The 20343-nt window shown below is 71.6% G+C and carries 17 protein-coding genes and 1 other RNA gene; 11 read left to right on the forward strand and 7 right to left on the reverse strand.

Annotated elements, in window-relative coordinates:
* The first annotated feature begins 32 nt into the window (after window positions 1-32).
* Window positions 33-1214, forward strand: coding sequence for an FAD-dependent oxidoreductase (locus OHA61_RS28000; RefSeq protein WP_406305354.1), 1182 nt, complete (start codon window positions 33-35; stop codon window positions 1212-1214).
* A 162-nt stretch (window positions 1215-1376) separates the two neighbouring features.
* Window positions 1377-4076, forward strand: a complete 2700-nt coding sequence (locus tag OHA61_RS28005; RefSeq protein ID WP_406305355.1) for a PAS domain S-box protein — start codon at window positions 1377-1379, stop codon at window positions 4074-4076.
* Between the two features lie 37 nt (window positions 4077-4113).
* Here OHA61_RS28005 and OHA61_RS28010 read toward each other — a convergent pair whose 3' ends face one another.
* Entirely contained in the window at window positions 4114-4746 is a 633-nt protein-coding gene (locus OHA61_RS28010) for a response regulator (RefSeq protein WP_406307489.1), read from the reverse strand.
* An 84-nt stretch (window positions 4747-4830) separates the two neighbouring features.
* Complete coding sequence (locus OHA61_RS28015) at window positions 4831-5982, reverse strand: sensor histidine kinase (protein WP_406305356.1); 1152 nt, start codon at window positions 5980-5982, stop codon at window positions 4831-4833.
* A 322-nt stretch (window positions 5983-6304) separates the two neighbouring features.
* Here OHA61_RS28015 and OHA61_RS28020 point away from each other — a divergent pair, with 322 nt between their 5' ends.
* Genes OHA61_RS28020 through OHA61_RS28030 form a run of 3 tightly spaced genes read left to right on the forward strand, consistent with a single transcriptional unit; the run spans window position 6305 to window position 9201 of the window.
* Window positions 6305-7159 (forward strand): MaoC/PaaZ C-terminal domain-containing protein, encoded by an 855-nt coding sequence (locus OHA61_RS28020; RefSeq protein ID WP_406305357.1) that lies wholly within the window; start codon window positions 6305-6307, stop codon window positions 7157-7159.
* A 13-nt stretch (window positions 7160-7172) separates the two neighbouring features.
* A complete protein-coding gene (locus tag OHA61_RS28025) occupies window positions 7173-8249 on the forward strand; it encodes a Zn-dependent alcohol dehydrogenase (protein ID WP_406305358.1) in 1077 nt (358 codons plus the stop codon).
* A 10-nt stretch (window positions 8250-8259) separates the two neighbouring features.
* Complete coding sequence (locus OHA61_RS28030) at window positions 8260-9201, forward strand: 3-oxoacyl-ACP reductase (RefSeq protein ID WP_406305359.1); 942 nt, start codon at window positions 8260-8262, stop codon at window positions 9199-9201.
* Window positions 9202-9710: 509 nt separating this feature from the next.
* Here OHA61_RS28030 and OHA61_RS28035 read toward each other — a convergent pair.
* Window positions 9711-10856 (reverse strand): hypothetical protein, encoded by a 1146-nt coding sequence (locus OHA61_RS28035; protein ID WP_406305360.1) that lies wholly within the window; start codon window positions 10854-10856, stop codon window positions 9711-9713.
* A gap of 273 nt (window positions 10857-11129) precedes the next feature.
* On the opposite strand from OHA61_RS28035, the gene OHA61_RS28040 reads away from it, so the two are divergent.
* The 4 genes from OHA61_RS28040 (at window position 11130) to OHA61_RS28055 (ending at window position 14864) form a co-directional block, all read left to right on the forward strand.
* On the forward strand, window positions 11130-11948 hold the full coding sequence (locus tag OHA61_RS28040; RefSeq protein ID WP_361913131.1) for a Nif3-like dinuclear metal center hexameric protein: 819 nt from the start codon (window positions 11130-11132) through the stop codon (window positions 11946-11948).
* Window positions 11945-12688 (forward strand): zinc ribbon domain-containing protein, encoded by a 744-nt coding sequence (locus OHA61_RS28045; protein WP_406307491.1) that lies wholly within the window; start codon window positions 11945-11947, stop codon window positions 12686-12688. The genes OHA61_RS28040 and OHA61_RS28045 overlap by 4 nt, the downstream gene beginning before the upstream one ends.
* An 8-nt stretch (window positions 12689-12696) precedes the next feature.
* Window positions 12697-13953 carry a bifunctional RNase H/acid phosphatase gene (locus OHA61_RS28050; RefSeq protein ID WP_406307493.1) on the forward strand — a complete coding sequence of 419 codons (1257 nt, stop codon included), beginning with the start codon at window positions 12697-12699 and terminating at the stop codon, window positions 13951-13953.
* Between the two features lie 62 nt (window positions 13954-14015).
* Entirely contained in the window at window positions 14016-14864 is an 849-nt protein-coding gene (locus tag OHA61_RS28055) for a GNAT family N-acetyltransferase (RefSeq protein ID WP_406305361.1), read from the forward strand.
* Here OHA61_RS28055 and eda read toward each other — a convergent pair.
* Together eda and yaaA are read right to left on the reverse strand one after the other, a co-directional pair.
* A complete protein-coding gene (gene eda / locus OHA61_RS28060; RefSeq protein WP_406305362.1) occupies window positions 14857-15471 on the reverse strand; it encodes a bifunctional 4-hydroxy-2-oxoglutarate aldolase/2-dehydro-3-deoxy-phosphogluconate aldolase in 615 nt (204 codons plus the stop codon). The genes OHA61_RS28055 and eda overlap by 8 nt on opposite strands.
* Before the next feature lie 56 nt (window positions 15472-15527).
* Entirely contained in the window at window positions 15528-16310 is a 783-nt protein-coding gene (yaaA, locus tag OHA61_RS28065; protein ID WP_406305363.1) for a peroxide stress protein YaaA, read from the reverse strand.
* 271 nt (window positions 16311-16581) lie between these two features.
* Between yaaA and OHA61_RS28070 the strand changes: the two genes are divergently transcribed.
* The gene (locus tag OHA61_RS28070; RefSeq protein WP_406305364.1) at window positions 16582-18021 is read left to right on the forward strand and encodes an RNB domain-containing ribonuclease; all 1440 of its coding nucleotides are present in this window, start codon (window positions 16582-16584) and stop codon (window positions 18019-18021) included.
* On the opposite strand, the gene OHA61_RS28075 is transcribed toward OHA61_RS28070, so the two are convergent.
* Entirely contained in the window at window positions 17972-18592 is a 621-nt protein-coding gene (locus OHA61_RS28075; RefSeq protein ID WP_406305365.1) for a hypothetical protein, read from the reverse strand. The genes OHA61_RS28070 and OHA61_RS28075 overlap by 50 nt on opposite strands.
* A complete protein-coding gene (locus tag OHA61_RS28080; RefSeq protein ID WP_406305366.1) occupies window positions 18589-19362 on the reverse strand; it encodes a MerR family transcriptional regulator in 774 nt (257 codons plus the stop codon). Before OHA61_RS28080 ends, OHA61_RS28075 begins: the two co-directional genes overlap by 4 nt.
* Window positions 19363-19517: 155 nt before the next feature.
* On the opposite strand from OHA61_RS28080, the gene rnpB reads away from it, so the two are divergent.
* Window positions 19518-19921: RNase P RNA component class A (rnpB, locus tag OHA61_RS28085), an RNA gene on the forward strand.
* Window positions 19922-20343 lie beyond the last annotated feature (422 nt).

A 20343-nucleotide genomic window follows, 5' to 3' on the forward strand; every position in this document is an offset into this window, starting at 1 on the left:
GAGGATGCCTGAGCCGAACGGAGGGGTGTTCCATGCCGAAACGTCACGCGGTGGTGGTCGGGGCCGGAATAGGCGGCCTCACGGCCGCCATCGCACTGCACCGCCGTGGCTGGCACGTCACCGTCTGCGAACGCGCCCCCGAACCCCCCACCACCGGCGCCGGCATCGGTCTCGCCCCCAACGCCCTGCGCGCACTCGACACCATCGACGTCGACGCCGCCCACGCCGCAGGCAGCGCCGTACCCACGGCGATGGGCCTGCGCCGCTCCGACGGCCAGTGGCTCACCCGCACCGGCACCGCCGACATGGCGGCCCGCTACGGCATGCCCCCGATCGCCGTCCCGCGCCCGGCCCTGGCCGCTGCCCTGGCCGCCTCCCTGCCGCCGGAGGCCCTCCGCTACGGCACCGCCGTGACCGCCGTCGACGACGCCGCGGGCCGCCCGACCATCCGTACGGCAGCCGGACCGGACCTTCCCGCCGATCTGGTCGTCGCCGCCGACGGCATCCACAGCCCGCTGCGCCGCGCGTACTTCCCCGCCCACCCCGGCCTGCACTACATCGGCGAGACCGCCTGGCGGACCATCGTCGACGCCCCGGACCTGCGGATACCGGCCATGAGCGAGACCTGGGGGAGGGGTGAGCGGTTCGGCGTCACCCCGCTCTCCGACGGCCGGTTCTACCTCTACGCCACCGCAGTCGTCCCGGCCGGCACCCGGTCGGCCGACCCCCGCGCCGAACTCCGGCACCGCTTCGGCTCGTGGCACGACCCGATTCCGGCCCTGCTGGACCGCGTCGGGCGCCTCGACCCCGCCGACGTCCTCCAGAACGACCTCTACGACCTGGCCGCCCGGCTCCCCGCCCTGCACCACGGCCGGATCGCCTGGCTGGGCGACGCCGCCCACGCCATGGCCCCCAACCTCGGCCAGGGCGGCTGCCAGGCCATCGAGGACGCGGTGCTCCTCGCCCACCTGCTGCCCGCCGGGGACGGCAAAGACAGCACCGACTCCGTCCCGGCCGCCCTCGCCGCGTACACCGCCGCCCGCCGCGACCGCACCGATGCCGTGCGCGTCCGCGCCCGCCGCGTCGGCCGCCTGGGTGCCCTGCGTAACCCGCTCGCGGTCGCGGCCCGCGACCTCGCGGTCCGTGCCACCCCTGCCCGCCTGGCCCTGCGCGGCATGGACGACCTCTTCAACGGCTTCCGCCTGCCCGGGTAAGGGACCCGCCAGGTTCTTGCGTCGTCGTCAGACGGTCACCGGGGGCACTGTCGGCGGACAGGTTCGGCCGTTGTGAAGCCAGTAAGCGACATGTCGGGGCGGGCGCGGTCCAGGTGTACTGGGATGGGCCGATTCACGGTAGTCGGCACGTCTGGGGCGGACATGAGTGACTTTGTTGGAGCGGCATCAGCTCGGTCCGCGGATGCGGCGGCCCGGAAGCATTGCGTGTGTGGTGTCAAGGCTCACGAAGGCGAGCCGGGAAGTGCCGAGGATCGGTTCCGGGGGCTGCTGGAGGCGGCGCCGGACGCCATGGTCATCGTTGACGACACCGGCGTCATCAAGCTGGTCAATGCCCAGACCGAAGCGCTGTTCGGGTATCAGCGTGAGGAGCTTCTGGGGCAGCCTGTCGAGTTGCTTGTCCCGGGTCGTTTCCGTGCGCACCACGCCAAGCATCGGGACGGCTATGCCAACAACCGTCAAGTGCGCCCCATGGGTGCGGAGTTGGAGCTGCACGGACTGCGCAAGGACGGTACTGAGTTCCCTGTCGAGATCAGCCTCAGTCCGCTGGAAACCACCGACGGTCTCCTTGTGTCCGCCGCTGTCCGTGACGTCAGTGACCGTAAGGCCGCGGAGGATCGGTTCCGGGGGCTGCTGGAGGCGGCGCCGGACGCCATGGTCATCGTTGACGACACCGGCGTCATCAAGCTGGTCAATGCGCAGACCGAGGCTCTGTTCGGGTATCAGCGTGAGGAGCTTCTGGGGCAGCCTGTCGAGTTGCTTGTCCCGGGTCGTTTCCGTGCGCACCATTCCCAGCATCGGGACGGTTATGCCAACAATCGCCAAGTGCGGCCCATGGGTGCGGGGTTGGAGCTGCACGGACTGCGCAAGGACGGTACTGAGTTCCCTGTCGAGATCAGCCTCAGTCCGCTGGAAACCACCGACGGTCTCCTTGTGTCCGCCGCTGTCCGTGACGTCAGTGACCGTAAGGCCGCGGAGGATCGGTTCCGGGGGCTGCTGGAGGCGGCGCCGGACGCGATAGTCATCGTTGACGACACCGGGGCCATCAAGCTGGTCAATGCGCAGACCGAGGCTCTGTTCGGGTACCGGCGTGAGGAGCTTCTGGGGCAGCCTGTCGAGTTGCTTGTCCCGGGTCGTTTCCGTGCGCACCATTCCCAGCATCGGGACGGTTATGCCAACAATCGCCAAGTGCGGCCCATGGGTGCGGGGTTGGAGCTGCACGGACTGCGCAAGGACGGTACTGAGTTCCCTGTCGAGATCAGCCTCAGTCCGCTGGAAACCACCGACGGTCTCCTTGTGTCCGCCGCCGTTCGCGATGTCAGTGACCGCAAAGCCGCCGAGGACCGCATCGCCGAACTCGCCGCGCTCGTCGAGTCCTCCCAGGACGCGATCCTCGCCAAGACCCTCGACGGCCACATCACCTACTGGAACGCCGCTGCCCAGCGGCTGTACGGCTACACCCGGGCCGAGGTCATGGGCCAGCACGTGTCCCTGCTCGCCCCGCCCGAACGCCGGGACGAGATCACCGTACTCATGGACCGGCTGCGCAACGGAGAGAGGATTGAGCACTTCGAGACCCTGCGCCTCACCCGCTCCGGTGCTCTGCTGGACGTCGACATCACCCTCTGGCCCACCCGCGCAGCGAACGGCACAGTCACCGGCGCGTGCGCCATCGTCCGCGACATCAGCGACCGCAAGCAGGCCGAGGCGGAACTGACCGTCCTCTACGAGCAGCAGCGACACATCGCCCTCACCCTCCAGCGCAGCCTGATGGGTACCCCTCCCGCCATCCCGGGCCTGGCCACCGCCAGCCGCTACCGGCCCGCCACCCAGGGCGCCGGGGTCGGCGGCGACTGGTTCGACCTCATCCCACTCGGGGCCGGCCGGGTAGGCGTCCTGATCGGCGACGTGATGGGCCGCGGCCTGGAAGCCGCCGCCGTCATGGGCCAGTTGCGCTCCGCCGCGCACGCCCTGGCCAAGACCGGCATGCAGCCCCGCCAGCTCATGCAGGCCCTGGATACCTGCGTCGCCGACCTGGACGTCCCCGACCAACTGGTCACCTGCTGCTATCTGGTCATCGCCGCCGACGCGGGCGAGGTCACGGTCTGCTCGGCCGGCCATCTGCCCACCCTGATCGCCACCCCAGGCGACGGCGCCCGGGCGCTCCCGGCGCCCGTGAACGCGCCCCTTGGCGTCGGCGGCATCCTTTACCAGCAGTCCCGCGCCGTCATCCCGCCCGGCGCCACCCTCGTCCTCTACACCGACGGCCTGATCGAAACCCCCGGCAGCGACATCGAGGACCAACTCACTCAGCTCACGTCCACCCTGAGCGAGCTCTTCGCCACCACCCCTGATCTGGAAGCCGCCGCCGATCACGTCCTGGCCACCCTGTTGCCCGACGCCGATGGCCACAACGACGACGTCACCCTGCTGCTGACCCGGCTGCCCGACGCGCCCCTGGCCGCCGTCACCACCGACCTGCCCGCCATACCCGAATCCGTGCCCGAGGGCCGCGCCTTCCTCGGCAAGGCCCTCACCTCCTGGGACTGCACCGAGGCCGCCGACGAGGCACGGCTCCTGCTCTCCGAGATCCTGACCAACGCCGTCCAGCACGCGCAGGGACCCATCGGCCTGCACCTGCGCCGCACCACCACCGATCTCACCGTTGAGGTCAGCGACCACAGCCCCCATCTGCCCCAGCCCCGGCTCGCGGCCGAGGACGAGGAGTCCGGCAGGGGACTGATCCTCGTCCGCGCCCTCGCCGACAGCTGGGGAGTGCGTCCCACCGACGAGGGCAAGACCACCTGGTTCACCCTCGAGCTGCAAGAAAAAACGACACGCTGAGACTCGAACGCCGGACGGGCTGCAAACGCGGCGCCCGCTACAGCCAGCCCTGCTGCCGCGCCGCCCGCACCGCCTCCATGCGGTTGCGCGTGCCCGTCTTGCCGATCGCCGACGACAGATAGTTCCGTACCGTCGACTCGGACAGATGCAGCGTCCCCGCGATGTCCGACACCGTCGCCCCGTCCACCGACGCGTTCAGGACATCCCGCTCGCGCGCGGTGAGCGGGCTCGGGCCCGCGCTCAGGGCCGCCGCGGCCAGGGCCGGGTCGATGACCGTCTCGCCGGTCAGGACCTTGCGGATCGCCCCGGCCAGTTCCTCCACGGGCCCGTCCTTGACCAGGAAGCCCGCGGCACCGGCTTCCATCGCGCGGCGCAGATAGCCGGGGCGCCCGAAGGTGGTGAGGATCAGTACCCGGCAGTCGGGGACCTCGTCCCGCAGGTCGGCGGCCGCGTCGAGGCCGCTGCGGCCGGGCAGTTCGATGTCGAGGAGGGCCACGTCGGGGCGCGAGGTGAGCGCCGCGTCGACGATGGCGTCGCCCCGGGCGACCTGTGCGACGACTTCGATGTCCGGCTCCAGCCCGAGGAGCAGCGCGAGCGCGCCGCGCATCATGCCCTGGTCCTCGGCGAGGAGTACGCGCACGGACTTGGCGGGGCGGTGATCCTGGGGCATCTCTTCCACGGCGTAAGCGTAAGGCGGATCGGGGGGTTCGGCTGCGATGCGTAGCAGGTCAAAGCGGTCGCGGCGGCGGGACGGTCAGCACTTCGGCGCCGACTGGAGTGCCTCCACGGGGAGTTGAGCCCGTACCCGGAAGCCGCCGCTCGGAGAAGGACCCGCCTCCAGGGAGCCGCCCGAGGCCGAGAGGCGTTCACTCAGCCCCTTCAGACCGGTGCCGCAGGACAGGGAGGCCACCACATCACCGCCGCGCCCGTCGTCGGCGACGGTGAGGCTCACCCGCTCGGCGGTGCCCTCCAGGGTGATCTCGCAGTGGGCCGCGCCACTGTGGCGTACCGCGTTGGTGACCGCCTCGCGGACCACCCAGCCCAGCAGTACCGCCGTCTGGGGCTCCGGTGGCGGGCCCGACTGGCGGACCACCGGTTCGATGCCCGCGGCCGTGAGCGCCGAGCGGGCCCGGTCGAGTTCCCCTGCGAGACTGCCCTCGCGGTAGCCGCTGACCGCCTCGCGGATCTCGGTCAGCGCCTGGCGGCCCACCGACTCGACATCGGTGATCTGGACGAGCGCGGCGTCCATGTCCCGCGGGGCCAGGCGGCGCGCGGCCTCCGACTTGACCACGATCACCGAGAGGGTGTGGCCGAGCAGATCGTGCAGGTCGCGCGAGAAGCGCAGCCGTTCCTTCTCGACCGCGGTACGAGCCAGCTCCTGCCGGGTCTCCCGCAGTTCCCGCACGGTCTCGGACAGGGCGAGGATGGCGGCGGTCACCATGCCGGAGATGAACGTCCCGTACGCGACACTCACCGCGCCCCAGCCGTCCCGCACTCCGGCGATCACCCCGGCCAGGGCGCTGAGCCCCAGCACGGTGGGGCCGAGAAGCCGCCCTCGTACGACTGAGCCGACGGCCAGGCCGAGGAGGGGGAAGAAGAGCAGCCAGGTGCCGCCGTACCCGATGGCGAGGCCGCAGGTGACCGCGGTCATCGCCACGAGCAGCCGGCGGGTGGCGGGCGCTTCCCTTGCCTCCTTCCTGAAGGCGCGGAACACCACCGAGATGTAGAGGGAGTTGAAGACCAGCAGACCGATGCCGCCGATCCACGGGTTGGGGGTCTTGCCCTGGAGGAGGTTGGAGAAGGCGCCCATCCCCATGAACAGCCAGGGCAGCATCGCGAAGCCGTTGGGCGGGCCCATCTCCTCGGCGCCCCGCCGCCCGGCGTACCGCCCGTTCGTGCAGCGCATGATCGCTCCCGCCCCTGTCTCTGTTACACATCCTCGCGGTCCGGATGTCTGCGTCATGGGGATCACGCTACGGAGCGGGCGGCGGGTCCCGGCAGAAGCGCATGTACGCACTCGGCAGTGACAAATGTCCTGGGCCGCCCACGGTATCTGACATGGAGTCAGCAGTCTTCACAAGTTCTGGGGGCTGCGTTATACATAGGGGCCACCGACCCTAGAACGCGTTCTAGAACGGGCGCCCGGGCCGGTCCCGTGCGACCTCGGTGCGGCCGACGGTGCGGACGGCCGCGCCGAGGTCTTCCACCCATCAAGGAGCAGCAACCCCATGCCCATTGATGCCGTCAAGGCCGTCGCCGCCGAACCCCGCAGCGCCGAGATCCGCTGGGACCGCAAGGACGTCCTGCTCTACCACCTCGGCCTCGGCGCGGGCGTCCCCGCCACCGACCCCGCCGAGCTGCGCTACACCTTCGAATCGAAGCTGCACGTACTGCCCAGCTTCGCCACCGTCGCGGGCGGGCGCCTTGGCGTCGTCGCCGGACTCGGCGGCCCCGGGCTCGACATCGACCCCACATCCGTACTCCACGGCGGACAGAACATCCGGTTGCACCGGCCTCTCCCGGCCGAGGGGAGAGCCGTCTCCACCTCGCGCGTCGCCGCCGTCTACGACAAAGGCAAGGCCGCGGTCCTCGTCCTGCGCACCGATGCCGCCGACGACGACGGGCCGCTGTGGACGAGCGACGCCCAGATCTTCGTACGCGGAGAAGGCGGCTTCGGCGGCGAGCGCGGGCCGTCGGTGCGCCTGGAGCAGCCGCAGCGCGAGCCCGACAAGACCGTCGACCGGGGCATCCGTGAGGACCAGGCGCTGCTCTACCGGCTCTCCGGCGACTTCAACCCCCTGCACGCCGACCCCGGGTTCGCCGCGCTCGCGGGTTTCGACCGGCCCATCCTGCACGGGCTCTGCACGTACGGGATGACCCTCAAGGCCGTTGTCGACACCGTCCTCGGCGGGGACGTCGGCCGCGTCCGCTCGTACACCACACGCTTCGTCGGCGTGGTCTTCCCGGGCGAGACCCTGCGTATCCGGATGTGGCAGCAAGACAGCAAGGTCCAGGTGTCGGTGACAGCCGTGGAACGGGACGACGCCCCAGTCCTCGCCGACACCCTCGTGGAAACGTCCTGAAGGGAGCCGCGCCATGCGCGCAGCCATATTGCACGAGACAGGGCAGGACAAGCTCGAAGTCCTCGACGACGTCGAGGCGGTGGGCTTCGGCCCGGGCAAGGTCAGGATCCGTGTCCGGGCCACCGGACTGTGCCACTCCGACATCTCGGCCATGAACGGCGTACTGCCGCAGCCGGCGCCCTTCGTACCCGGACACGAGGGAGCGGGCGAGATCACCGACGTCGGCGACGGCGTGAACGGGCTCTCGCAGGGCGACCGGGTGCTGCTGTGCTGGCTGCCCGCGTGCGGTGTCTGTCCCTCCTGCAAGCGCGGCCAGAGCGAACTGTGCCTCGCCGGATTCATGAACGCCGGCACCCCCAACTTCAAGCGCCCCGGCGGCGACGTCTTCGGCTTCGCCGGCACCGGAACCTTCACCGAGGAAGTCGTCGTCCCTGCGGGCTGCGCCGTGCCGATCCCCGACGACGTGCCCTTCGACATCGCCGCGCTCATCGGCTGCGGGGTGACCACCGGCCTCGGCGCGGCCATCAACACCGCGGATGTGGCGGCCGGTTCGTCGGTCGCCGTGATCGGGTGCGGCGGCGTCGGCATCTCCGCGATCCAGGGCGCCCGGCTCAAGGGCGCGGCCCAGATCGTCGCCGTCGACCCGGTCGCCACCCGGCGTGAGGCGGCCCTGAAGTTCGGCGCCACCGAGGCCGTCTCGCCCGACGAACTCGCCGACGCCAAGCAGCGCGTCACCGCGGGCGAGGGCTTCGACTACGTCTTCGAGGTCGTCGGCAAATCCGCCACCGCGCGCACGGCGTACGAGACGACCCGGCGCGGCGGCACCCTGTGCATCGTCGGCGCGGGCGCCATGGACGACCACCTCCAACTCAACATGTTCGAGCTGTTCTTCGACGAGAAGCGGATCCTGCCGTCCATGTACGGGGGCGGGGACGTGCTCACCTCCTACGAGAGGGCCATCGCCCTGTGGCGCGCGGGCCGTATCGACCTCGAAGGGCTCATCACCCACCGGGTGAAGCTCGCGGAGATCAACGAGGCGCTGGTCCAGATGCGTACGGGCGAGGCGCTGCGCACCTGCATCGAGATCTGAGAGGACGTTGATGTCACTCCCACTTGAGGGCCTGAGCGCGATCGTCACCGGCGCGGGCCGGGGCCTCGGCCGGGCGGAAGCCCTGGAACTCGCCCGGCTCGGCGCGGCGGTCGTCGTCAACGACTACGGCCGCCCGGGCCGCGACGGCTCGGGCGAGGCGTCCGCCGCGCCCGCGGAGAACGTCGCCGAGGAGATCCGCGCGGCGGGCGGCCGCGCGGTCGCGCACCTCGGCGACGTGTCCGACTTCGAGTCCGCGCGCGCCCTCGTCGACCTGGCCGTCACGACGTACGGCAAGCTCGACATCCTGGTCAACAACGCGGGCATCCTGCGCGACCGGATGATCTTCTCGATGACCGAGGGCGAATGGGACTCGGTGATCCGCGTCCACCTCAAGGGTCACTTCAACACGACCCACTTCGCATCCGTCCACTGGCGCGAGCGCTCCAAGGCGGCGGGCGGCCCGGTCTACGGCCGGATCGTCAACACGTCGTCGGAGGCGTTCCTGGCGGGCTCGGCGGGCCAGCCCAACTACGCGGCGGCAAAGGGCGGCATCGTCGGCCTGACGACGTCGACGGCCCTGGCACTGTCCAAGTACGGCGTGAGAGCCAATGTGATCTGCCCGAGGGCCCGTACGCGCATGACGGAAGACGTCTTCGCGGGCTTCGCGGAGCCGGCGGCCGGCGAACTCGACCCGCTGGCACCGGAGCATGTCGCCCCGCTGGTGGGCTATCTCGCCTCCCCGGCTGCGGGAGGGGTCAACGGGCAACTGCTCGTGGTGCACGGCGGGATGGTGGCGATCGTGGAACGCCCGAAGGTGGCGGCGAAGTTCGACACGTCGAAGGAGGCGTTCAGCTTCGAGGAGCTGGAGGGGGTGCTGGGCGCGTATTACGCGGAGCGGCCCGGGGCGGAGACGTTCGGGGCGGCGGAGGTCTTGGGGCTGAAGCGGGGGTAGCGGTGCGGTTCCGCTGCGCGGGGCTGTTCCCCACCCCGCCCGTTCCCTTAACCGGGGCTCCGCCCCGGACCCCGTATGCGACCTTCGGCCGCATGTCCTCAAACGCCGGACGGGCTGAATGTGCGGCCCAGCCGCACATTCCAGCCCCGCCGGCGTTTGAGGCGCGGGGTCTGGGGCGGAGCCCCAGTTCGGGAAGGGGCGGGTAGGGGAACAAGCCCGCCGCAGGCGCACCGGCACCGGCACCGGCACCGGCCCCCACCCACCGTCACCCCCTGCGGCCCCCCTCCGGCCGCCTGTGCTTCCCGTGCCCCGGCGCCGCCGAGTCCTCCGACGATGCCGCAACACCCCGGTGCTTACCGGCCCCGTCGGCTTCTCCCGCCTGTCGCGGATGCTCCTGAGCCGTATCGGTTCGGTCTTCAGACATGTGGAACGTTCACCCCGTTGTTATCTCTGACTTCATGTCACAAGGCCCCCGGCCACCACCGCACCGGGCCGCCCGGCCGCAGAGTTTAGCCACCGACCGTACCTCCGCTGAGCGGCGCCTCCCGCAAGGGAACCGGCTTCCAAGCGCCAGGATTCCCCGCACCCCCGTACCGTTCCCCACCTGCGCATTCCGCTTGTGCCGGTTCCGTGATCACCTCGTGCGCCGCGATCGCCGACGCGTCGAGTCGCGCCACCCCGCACGGCACCGCCTTCGTGGCGTACGGCAGTTGCAGCACGCACTCCGGGCTCCACAGACCTGCTCCCGCCAACCACCCTTCCGGCGCTGCCAGTTGGTGCAGCCTCCGTCCCGACGGGCACCAGATGCCCAGCCAGCTTCCCGCCGCCCCGTCGATCCGCAGTGCGACCGCGCAGCTCTCCGGCGTCAGGACCTGACCCGGCTGCACGGCGAACGGCGTCACCGCGCAGTCCGCGAGCCGCAGGCACTCCGGGAAGCGCACGGGCAGCAGGCTGCCCAGCACGCCCCAGCCGATCCGGTCGTGGCCCGGCGCGTTCGAGCGGATCACGAGCAGGCCGCTGTCCGGGGCCGCCAGCAGCAGCCGGTCGTCGCTGTCCTCGGTGATCTGGAGCAGCGGTGTCACCTCCCCGCCCCGCTCCAGGTCGACCGCCACCGCCTTCACCGGGCCGCCCTCCAACTGCCGGTCCAGGGCGAGCATCCGGCCCGTACGGTCGAGCCACACCCCGCCGGAGCAGCGCCCGGGCACCTCGGCGACATGCTCGGGACCGAAGGCCCCGCCGGCCACCAGCCAGATCGCGGTCGACCTGGGGCCGGGCGCCAGGGCGTAGGCGCAGACGCCGTCCGGCGCGGGCGGCAGGAGCCTCAGCTCCGCCGACTCGATGCCGCCGAGCGGCAGTTCACCGGTCCCCGGCCCGGTCGGGTACAGCAGCGAGAAGGCATGCCGCCTCTCCACCCGCCGCCGGATCAGTACCCGCCCGTCGGCCAGCGGCAGGACATCGGCGTCACGCTCCTCGGGCTGCCCGAGCGGCAGGGGCACCGCATAGGGCTCGGGCCCGTCGAGCGTCCACCGCTCGGCGAACAGGGCCTCACCGTCCCCCGCCAGCCGGGCCGCGTAGCTCCCGCCCGCGGTGATCGTGAACCCCGTACTCGCCACGGATCCGTCCTCCGCGGCGGTCTCGATGGCACAGGCTGTCATGGGATCGTCACCTCCGGTCACGAAGCTAGGTATCGCACTTCCTGCCGAACAGCACGAGCCCGTCGTTTCACACATACGGGTGGCCGAGCCGGGATTCGCCTGAGGGGCGGGGGACGAGTGTGCTCAGCGGGGATGCGGTGCCTCAGGTGAGCACCTCTGACTGCTGCGCCGGGAGCAGGCGTCCCCCTGCGCCGCCGCAGCCGGCAGGAGCCCGGAAGAACTGGGCCAAGGAGCCCAGGCCACCGGGGCACCCGGCGCAGGTAACCTGTGTCCGTGCCCCGTCTGTCTGAAGTCATCGCCGCGCTCGACGCCCTGTGGCCCCCCGAGCGGGCCGAACAGTGGGACGCCGTCGGCACCGTCTGCGGCGACCCCGACTCCGAGGTCACCCGCGTACTGTTCGCCGTGGACCCGGTCCAGCAGATCGCCGACGAGGCGATCGGGCTCGGGGCCCAGCTGATCGTCACGCACCACCCGCTCTATCTGCGCGGCACGACGACGGTCGCCGCCTCCCACTTCAAGGGCCGGGTCGTGCACACCCTGATCAAGCACGACATCGCCCTGCACGTCGCGCACACCAACGCCGACACCGCCGATCCCGGCGTGTCCGACGCCCTCGCGGGCGCGCTGGACCTGCGGGTCACCGGCCCCCTCGTACCCGAGAGCGGCCTCGGCCGGATCTGCGAGCTCGACCACCCCGAGACCCTCGCCGAATTCGCCGAGCGTGCCGCCAAGCGGCTGCCCGCCACCGCGCAGGGCATCCGCATCGCGGGCGACCCGGACGCCCTGGTGCGCACGGTCGCGGTCAGCGGCGGCTCGGGCGACAGCCTCTTCGAGGTCGTACGGGCCGCGGGTGTGGACGCCTTCCTCACCGCGGACCTGCGCCACCACCCGGCCTCCGAGGCCACCCAGCACTCCCCCCTGGGGCTGGTCGACGCCGCGCACTGGGCCACCGAGTGGCCCTGGTGCGAGCAGGCAGCCGCCCAGCTCGACGCGATTTCCGACCGGCACGGCTGGGGCCTTCGGGTCCACGTCTCGCACACGGTCACCGACCCCTGGTCCGCCCACCACTCTTCTCCTGGAGCCCCCAACTGAACGCCGCGCCCGCCGACCAGATCCGACTTCTCGACGTCCAGGCACTGGACGTACGGCTGTCGCAGCTCGCCCACAAGGTCAACACGCTGCCCGAGCACGCCGAGATCGAATCGCTCACCAAGGACCTCACGCAGCTGCGCGATCTACTGGTCGCCGCGCAGACCGAGGAGAGCGACACCGCCCGCGAGCAGACCAAGGCGGAGCAGGACGTCGACCAGGTGCGCCAGCGTGCCGTACGCGACCAGCAGCGCCTCGACTCGGGCGCCGTCACCTCGCCCAAGGACCTGGAGAGCCTGCAGCACGAGATCGTCTCGCTCGCCAAGCGCCAGGGCGACCTGGAGGACGTCGTCCTCGAGGTCATGGAGCGCCGCGAGTCCGCGCAGGAGCGTGCCACCGAGCTGACCGGGCGCGTCTCCTCCGTGCAGGCCAAGGTCGACGACGCGACCGCGCGCCGCGACGCCGCGCAGGAGCAGATCGACGGCGAGATCGCCTCGGCCACCAAGGAGCGCGAGGTCGTGGCGGCCTCCGTGCCCGCGGACCTGCTCAAGCTGTACGAGAAGCTGCGCGTCCAGCAGGGCGGGGTGGGCGCGGCCCGCCTCTACCAGCGCCGGTGCGAGGGCTGCCAGTTGGAGCTCAACATCACCGAGGTGAACGAGGTCAAGGCGGCGTCCCCGGACACGGTGCTGCGCTGCGAGAACTGCCGGCGCATCCTGGTCCGTACCGCTGATTCGGGGTTGTAGTGCCTGTACTGCGCGAGTTCGTCGTCGAGGCGGACGGCGGCTCCCGGGGAAATCCGGGCCCCGCGGGATACGGCGCCGCGGTCATCGACCCGAAGACGGGGGAGACGCTGGCCGAGGCGGCCGAGTACATCGGTGTCGCGACGAACAACGTCGCCGAGTACAAGGGCCTGATCGCCGGTCTCAAGGCCGCGAAGGCCCTTGACCCCGATGCCTCGGTCCGGGTCCGGATGGACTCCAAGCTCGTCGTCGAGCAGATGTCGGGCCGCTGGAAGATCAAGCACCCGGACATGAAGCCGCTGGCGGCCGAGGCCTCACGCATCCTTCCCGCCTCGCAGGTGACGTACGAGTGGATCCCGCGCGAGAAGAACAAGCACGCGGACCGGCTGGCCAACGAGGCGATGGACGCGGGCAAGAAGGGCAAGCAGTGGGAGCCCTCGCGCTCCACGGCGGCCCTGGACGCGCGTGACGCGAAGGCGGCGCGGGTGGTCGGTGATGCGGCGGCGGGCGCGGCGAAGGCAAGGGCGGCGCTCGCGGGCCGCGGCGCCGCCGACGAAGCGGATGCCGGTGAGGCGTTCGCCGAGCCGTCGGTTGCCGAGGCGGAGGCCGCCGAGCAGACGGTCGGCTGGGGGCCCGCCGACCTGGGCACGCCCGCGACCTTCGTACTGCTGCGCCACGGCGAGACACCGCTTACCCCCGAGAAGCGCTTCTCGGGCAGCGGCGGCACCGACCCGTCCCTGTCCCCGGCGGGCATGCGCCAGGCGGAGGCGGTCGCCGCGGCCCTGGCGGCGAGGGGCACGGTCCAGGAGATCGTCAGCTCCCCGCTCAAGCGCTGCCGCGAGACGGCGGAGGCGGTCGCGACCCGGCTGGGTCTGGACGTCCGCATCGACGAGGGCCTGCGCGAGACGGACTTCGGCGCGTGGGAGGGCCTGACGTTCGCGGAGGTCCAGGAGCGGTACGCCGACGACCTGTCGGCCTGGCTGGCCTCCCCGAAGGTGGAGCCGACGGGCGGCGGCGAGAGCTTCGCGACGGTGGCACGCCGGGTCGCGGCGACGCGGGACAGACTGGTCGCGCGCTACGGGGGCCGTACGGTCCTGCTGGTTACGCATGTGACCCCGATCAAGACCCTGGTCCGCCTGGCGCTCGGCGCCCCGCCGGAGTCGCTGTTCCGGATGGAACTCTCGGCGGCGTCGATCTCGGCGGTGGCGTATTACAGCGACGGCACCGCGTCGGTGCGCCTGCTGAACGACACGTCGCACCTGCGCTGAGGGGCACACAGGCGGGGGCAATTACGGGTGCGCCCGCGCCCCCGCCCGTAGGAACATCTGGCATGACCTGGCAACTGACCGAGGACGTCGAGGAGTTCCACCGCGCGGCGGGCGACTACCTGGCGCGGGACCCCGCGCGGTGTACCGCGCTGCTCACCGTCAGCGAGACGGTGCGACGGCACGGGCCGCATGCCTTCGGGCAGGCCGGACCCGCCCGGTTCGGCTGGTGGCGGGAGCCGGGCGGCGGTCGCGTGGGTGCCGCGTTCTTGCAGACGCCGCCCCAGCCGCCGCTGCTCGCCCCGATGGTGGAGCCCCTCGCCCGCGAGCTCGCTCAGGTGCTGCGGGGCGCCGGGGTCCCGCTCCGTGGGGTCAAGGGCGGGGACGGATCCGCCCAGGCCTTCGCCGAGGAGTGGACCGGAGGCGGCGGCTGGACCGTCGCCCTGCGGCTGCGACTCTTCCGGCTCGGCCAGCTCACACCCAAGCACCCGGCACCCCCGGGCGCCGCCCGGCAGGCCACCGCTGACGACGTGCCTCTGGCCGCCGCCTGGATGAAGGAGTTCGCCGCCGACATCGGCGAGAGCTCCGACGCCGACCACACCCGGAACGTCGCACGTCGCGTCGCCGACGGATGTCTGTACCTGTGGGAGTCCGGCGGGCAGCCCGTCTCCATGGCTGCCCGCTCGCCGCTGTTCGCCGGGCAGTCCCGGGTGTCGCCCGTCTACACCCCGCCCGGGCTGCGCGGCCGCGGCTACGCGGGAGCGGTGACCGCTGCCGTCAGCCGGTCCGCGCTGGACGCGGGAGCCGAACAGGTGCTGCTCTTCACGGACTTGGCCAACTCCACCAGCAACGCCCTCTACCAGCGGCTCGGTTACCGCCCGCTCGCCGACTACGTGGACCTGGCCTTCACCTGAGCGCGGCGGCCTCGCGGGCCAGCGTCTCGACCCGCGCCCAGTCCCGCGCGGCGAGCGCGTCCGCCGGAAGCATCCACGTACCGCCCACGCAGCCCACGTTCGGCAGTGCCAGATACGACGGCGCAGACGTGAGCGAGATGCCGCCCGTCGGGCAGAAGCGGGCGTGGGGGAGCGGCCCGGCAAGGGACTTGAGGTATGCCGTGCCGCCGGCCGCCTCGGCCGGGAAGAACTTCAGTTCGCTCAGCCCGCGCTCCAGCAGTGCCACGACCTCCGACGTCGTCGAGACCCCGGGCAGGAACGGCACTCCCGACTGCCGCATCGCCTCCAGCAGCCGGTCCGTCCAGCCGGGGCTCACCAGGAACCGGGCCCCCGCCGCGACCGCCGCGTCCACGCCCTTGGGGGAGATGACCGTGCCCGCGCCGACGATCGCGCCCGGTACCTCGCAGGTGATCGCGCGGATCGCGTCCAGCGCCGCGGGCGTCCGCAGGGTCACCTCGATCGCGGGCAGGCCGCCCGCGACCAGGGCCCGCGCGAGCGGTACGGCATCGGCGGCGTCCTCGACGACGACGACGGGAACGACGGGCGCGAGGTCCAGGACGGAGGGCATGCGCCCATCCTGACGGGCCACTGCACCTGACACAACGAGCGTTGCAGAGAGTGCAATCAGTGGATCTGGGTGACCAGCACATCCAACGCCCACGGTCGCCCCGCCTGCGCCGGAGCCTCCGACTCCACGACGTACCCCAGGTCCCGCAGCACCTCCACCAGCTCCGCCGGACCCGTCGGCTTCGCGCCCGCCGTCAGCAGGTCCCGTACGAGCCGCCCCTTCGTCGCCTTGTTGAAGTGGCTGACCACCTTCCGGGTCGGCGCATGCAGCACCCGCACCGTCGCCGTACGCCCCGCCACCTCCCCCTTCGGCTTCCACGCCGCCGCATACGCGGAGGACCGCAGATCGAGGACGAGCCCGTCGCCCGCCGCCTCCGGCAGGACGGAGGCCATCGGCTCCCGCCAGTGCGCACCCAGTGCGCCGAGCCCCGGCAGCTTCACGCCCATCGAGCAGCGGTAGGACGGAATCCGGTCGGTGATCCGCACGGCACCCCACAGCCCCGAGAAGACCAGCAGCGACTGCCGCGCCCGGCGTCGCGCGTCCGGCTCGAGCGTCGCGAGGTCCAGCGCGTCGTACAGGACGCCCGTGTAGATCTGCCCGGCCGGCCGGGTCCCCGCGGTCCGCAGTTCCACGTTCTTGGCGATCTCGCCGCGCAGGCCCTCGCTCAGCCCGAGCACCTCCCGCGCCTTGTCCTCGTCGGCGGCGCACAGCTCGACCAGTTCGTCCAGCACCGCGGCGCGCGCCCCGGCAAGACCCGGCAGTGACAAGGACTCCGGCTTCAGCGGAGCCCCGCGCCCGGAAGCGGCCTTACCTTCCGACGGCGGCAACAGCACGAGCACGGCACAACTCCTTCGTACGTACGGGGGGCGGGGGGCGCGGGCGTGTTTGCAAGTTGCGCCTGCCCCGCGACGCCTGGCACGCACACTCGCGATGTTGTCGGAGTCGCCCAAGTACGTCCAGTACGAGGACGATCCTCCGCCTTGCGATTGCACGCACCAGACGCCGCGGGGCCCGCCCTTCGGGCGGACGGCGCCACTTCCAAAACACGCCCGCGGCCCCCGCGCCAGCGTACGGGGTGCCAAGGACCCCACCCCGCCATACGCTCGGTCCATGCCCCGCCGCAAGATGCTTGTGACCGGCTCAGCCGAGGCTCCGCTGCGGGCCGCGCTGCAAGAGCTGCGTACGACGCTCGACCTGCCGCAGGACTTCCCACCCGAGGTCCTCGCCGAGGCGGAGTCGGCCGCCCGGGCTCCACGCCTGCCCGACCACGACGCCACCGACATCCCCTTCTTCACGATCGACCCGCCGGGCTCGGTCGACCTCGACCAGGCGATGTACCTCTCCCGGCGCGACGGCGGTTTCCGCGTGCAGTACGCGATCGCCGACGTCGCCGCCTTCGTCGCGCCCGGTGGCGTGCTCGATGCCGAGGCCCATCGCCGCGTCCAGACCCTCTACTTCCCGGACGAGAAGGTTCCGCTGCATCCGGCCGTGCTCTCCGAAGGCGCGGCCAGCCTGCTGCCCGACCACCCCGCGCCCGCGCTGCTCTGGCAGATCGACCTCGATGCCGAGGGCCGCACCGTCGCGACCGAGGTGCGGCGCGCGCTCGTACGCAGCAGGGCCAAGCTCGACTACGAGGGCGTGCAGCGGCAGATCGACGCGGGCACCGCCGAGGAGCCGCTGGCGCTGCTCAGGGACATCGGGCAGCTGCGCGAGAACCTGGAGCGCGAACGCGGCGGGATCTCCCTGAACGTCCCCGAACAGGAAGTCGTCGAGCGGGACGGCTCGTACGTCCTCGCCTACCGTGCCGTACTCCCCGCCGACGCCTGGAACGCCCAGATCTCGCTGCTCACCGGCATGGCCGCGGCGGACGTCATGATCGCGGCGGGCACCGGCATCCTGCGTACGCTGCCCACCGCCCCGGACGGCGCGGTGGCACGGCTGCGCCGCTCGGCCAAAGCCCTGCACATCGACTGGCCGCACCATGTCTCGTACGCGGACGTGGTCCGTTCCCTCGACCCGGACAACGCGCGCCACGCCGCCTTCCTGCAGGAATGCACGAGCCTGCTGCGCGGCGCGGGCTACAGCTCCTTCACGGGCGGCGCACTGCCCTCACCCGCGCTCCACGCCGCCGTCGCCGACGAGTACACGCACTGCACGGCCCCGCTGCGGCGGCTCGTGGACCGGTACGCGGGCGAACTGTGCGTGGCCGCCGTGGCCGGACAGGAGCCCCCCGAGTGGGTCTCGGCCGCGCTGGAGGCACTGCCCAAGGAGATGGCGGACGGCTCCCGCCGCGCCAACACGGTGGAGCGCGAGTGCGTCGACATCGTCGAGGCGGCGCTGCTCAAGGAACGGATCGGCGAGATCTTCGACGCGTACGTGGTGGACGTGAAGGAGGACGAACCCGCGGTCGGCACGGTCCACCTGGAGAACCCGGCGGTGATCGCGAGGATCACGGGCGGAGAGGCGAAACTGCCGCTGGGGGAGCGCCTGCGGGTGAGGCTCACACAGGCGGACCCGGGCTCGGCGAAGGTGCAGTTCGCGCCCGCGTGAGCGCGAGGACGAGCGCGTTGGGGTCATCGGCGTGGAAGCGCACGGTCCGGGCCCGCCCCTCCTTCCCGAGCGGACGTACGTAGCGAACGGGCGCCGTCAGCTCCACCGCCACCGTCGTCTGGTTCGCGACGATCAGCTCCAGCGACCCGTCGTCGCGCGGCTGGATCAACCGCCCCTCGGGATAACGCCGTTCGACGCGGGCGCCGACGATCTCGTCCGCCCGTATCCGCAGGTCGAACAGCGCGCCGTAGCGGATCCGCAGTGATCCGTCCGGTCCCACCACATGGGGCCGCGTCACACACGACGCGTGCAGGGCGACCATCAGCAGCACGCCGTACACATCGACGACCAGCGTGATCGCATGCACGAGCGGCCACGGGACCAGGACGGCCAGCGCCACGGTCTCGACGACCGACACGAAGATGAACCCGTACATCATGGCGGTCTGCGGCCCGGTGTACGGGGCCGCGTGTGCCCCCGGCGCGACCGCGTGCCGCCGTCGGGCCACCCAGAGCGCGAGGCTGTGCATCGCCCGCACCTCGTGCGCGAGCAGCCGGCGCAGAGCCCTCATCGCCGCTCCCCGGCGCGAACGGTGAGTGCGGCCAGCATCCGTCGTACGGCAGCGGCCTGCGCGGGAGCGAAGTCGTCGAGGAAGGCCTCACCGAAGGCGCTGTCCGTCTGCGGCGCCCCCTCGCCCATAAGATCCAGCAGTTCGTCGGGCATGCACGCGGCGAGCTCGTCGCCGAGCGGTCCCACCCGCGGGTCGTCGGCGTCCGCGTCGGCGAGGTCGTCGAGGCGCTCGTACAACTCCTGGACCCGCACGGAGAATTCGGCATCCTCGGCGAGCGGGCGCAGCGCCGTGAACAGCCGGTCGCGCTGCTGCGGCTCCACCATCGTGTCGAGCAGAGCCAGATGCGAGCGGTCCTTGGCGGCCATCGGGGAATCGCTCGGCGTAAGCGCCCCGAGGAGCCCGGCGAGCTCCGGGGACACGGGTCCCTCGGCAGGCAGCAGCCCGGCCCGCGCCTGCTCGATGAGACCGCCGAGCCGGTCCCGCCGCGCGGCGATCGCGGCGGCCTGCCGGGCGAGGTCGTCGTCGAGCTCCTGAAGCACCTCGGCGAGCTCGCGCCCGGCGTCGTCGGCGAGTACGTCGCGCACTTCGGCGAGTCCGAGGCCGAGCTCGGTCAGCCGCCGGATACGGGCGAGGGCGACGACGTGCCGGAGGCGGTAGTCGCGGTAGCCGTTGGGGAGGCGTTCGGGCTCGGGGAAGAGCCCGAGGTGGTGGTAGTGGCGGACGGTACGGGGCGTGACGCCGGCGAGTGCGGCGATCTCTCCGATCCTCATGGCTTCAGTAGAAACCCTGACGTTGCGGCAGGGTCAAGGCGGACCCGCGGCCGGTGGAGCGCCGCCCTCACGGAGGATCGTCGGCGCCGCCCCCTCACACCAGCTCGGCGGGATTCGTCCCCGCGCACGCCAGGTAGCATGGTCGTCACGGCAGACGAGCCGGGCGGACGGCCGCGTGGAGATCTTCGGATCTTCCCGAGGAACGTCCGGGCTCCACAGGGCAAGGTGGTGGCTAACGGCCACCCGGGGTGACCCGCGGGACAGTGCCACAGAAAACAGACCGCCGGGGACCTCGGTCCTCGGTAAGGGTGAAACGGTGGTGTAAGAGACCACCAGCGCCTGAGGTGACTCAGGCGGCTAGGTAAACCCCACCTGGAGCAAGGTCAAGAGGGGCCGCTGTAACAAGGGGCCCTGCGCGGACGTTCGAGGGCTGCCCGCCCGAGTCCGCGGGTAGACCGCACGAGACCGGTGGCAACGCCGGTCCTAGATGGATGGCCGTCGCCCCGACGACCGCGAGGTCCCGGGCGCACAGAACCCGGCGTACAGCCCGACTCGTCTGCCGCCACTTGCGGCTTTGCCTTGGAAAGGGTCTCTGATCTGCGGCGGAGGCTCTTTCCGATCTTTCGGAGGCTTGCCGCGTTATGCCGCGGAAAGTCCATCGGGCAGCACTGAATGCCCTGAAAAGTCCCTGGCGCAGATGAGCGGGCAAGGCCTCGGAGCTGGCCGACTGGTGGATCGCCGCGCCAGGACTGAAGCAGACGCCCGTGCCGGACGGGCGGCTGCCGAGGGCGTGGACCGGGCGACGGAGTGGGTTGTGCTCCCTTCGCTGTTCATTAGGGAGCCGCGGGCTGGGTACACCGAGGCTTCGCGAACAGCGCGAGAAACGTTCCGTAGTTAACGCTTCACGCATTGGTGCGCTGACCGTAGAATTCCCATCCAGGGGGGATCAGCGGGACTTGTGCGGCCACCCGGACAGTACGA

Source organism: Streptomyces sp. NBC_00885, assembly GCF_045207475.1.
Taxonomy (GTDB): domain Bacteria; phylum Actinomycetota; class Actinomycetes; order Streptomycetales; family Streptomycetaceae; genus Streptomyces.